Source organism: Halomonas sp. DQ26W (genome assembly GCF_003339685.1).
Taxonomy (GTDB): domain Bacteria; phylum Pseudomonadota; class Gammaproteobacteria; order Pseudomonadales; family Halomonadaceae; genus Halomonas.
In genome coordinates this window covers 1-1537 of sequence record NZ_QPKI01000067.1, presented here as the reverse complement: position 1 = coordinate 1537, position 1537 = coordinate 1, and the positions used below count along the sequence as shown (strand labels likewise).

Here is a 1537-nt window from a genome sequence, read left to right as displayed (position 1 = left end):
TTACGCTTTACCTATCACAATGAGGACGGGTTTAGCTATCCAGCCTATAAGACGCTCTATTGTCACAAGAAAGATCTCGATAAGCGCGTCGATTTTATTCGAGAGAAGCTGCCCAGCACCCTTCAATAGCGTTGCGCTTGGAACTTGAGATCGCCGTTTGGTAATGCGTGAAGCTTGGTACTCGAAAGAGGGCGAAGAGCGAACCCTGGCACAGAACATTCTGGCTCTGGCCAAGCAGAACCGCGAATTCTGGGCCAAACTCCCAACTTTAGCTGACCAGCCCAGAATCGAAGAACCGGCCAAGCGCTACGATGACGAGATCGAAGCACTGGAAGCACAGCTTGCCGCGGTGACCGGCGACTGGCAGCGCTGGATGGAAAGCTTCTGGGATGAAGGCAGCCCGGCAACACTTGCCGCAGCTCAGAGCCATTTCGATCCGTCGCGTCATGACGATCACGATGCCATGGAAACTCTGTGGAGCGCCGCTCTACTGGGTGCTGTGCAAAGTCAGGTTGGTGCCATCATGGTGGAGCGTATGCTCGATCTTGAGCAAGGGCCGACTTTCGAACATGGCAGCCATTCGCTGTGGGCCGCGCTATTGGGAATGATGAGGCATCTGCAGCTCAGCGACGTGCAGCGCATGCTGACGATTCCAGATGGTCTACAAGGACACGATTGGGAAACCTTGGCGCACAGCCTGAATCAGCTATCCACTCAACTTGGCAGTGGCCTGATGGCGGCGCGTGAAGGTCTGTTCCTCGCGATTGGTATGACAGTGGGGCCTATCCTTAAGGAGTTGGGAGCATCCTCTGCTCAGCAAACACTGGTCGCTGGTTATTTTGCCGCTGCCCTGGCGCGCAGCAGTCAGTCGATTACCATCGATTCGATCCCAGCTCGGCAGATGGTCGACTGGCTCAACGAACCCAGCGCCCGCGTAGCCGGAGCACCGGCACCGTTGCATCAATTGCGCCCCGATTTGCTGAATCATCTTGAAGGACGCCAGGTAACGATCATGCGTGTGGCTGCCAATGATGCAGCGGCGCCAGCGCAAGGAAATCCGCTAACGCGTGCTATTAACGATGCTCCACTGAAGAGCGTACTGGTACTGCTGAATGGAATCATGCTGTGGAATGGTGTGAAAGAAATTGCAGAAAAAGGTGTAACGATAAGTTCAACAGTGACCTTCAGCTCCGGCCTAAGTGGAACGGTCACAGCAACCTCGGCAATCTTGCAGCACTTTGCTCATATCGATGCGCGGGACTTGAGGCTATCTCGAGGAATGTCAACAGCTTGGCGAGTTTAGTAAGTATCTAACAGCCGGGCAGATTGCGAGTGGAGCATTAAGCGTTACCGCGCTATTCGACGTTGTCTATTTTGGCCGCATGGCTTGGGAGCACTATGGCCAAGGCGACCTTGACCCCTCCTAATTCATCAGGGTGTCGAATGCGGGGGCTGAACCGAGGTGTTGCCGACACCGATCCACTGCAACGTCATCGAGCCGCTTGATCACCAGGCAATCTATTCCTCATCTGACTTA

1 protein-coding gene is annotated in these 1537 nt (G+C 54.7%); it reads left to right on the top strand.

What is annotated here, in order from left to right:
• Positions 1-163 precede the first annotated feature (163 nt).
• Entirely contained in the window at positions 164-1303 is a 1140-nt protein-coding gene (locus tag DU490_RS16920) for a hypothetical protein (protein ID WP_114575383.1), read from the top strand.
• Positions 1304-1537: the final 234 nt, after the last annotated feature.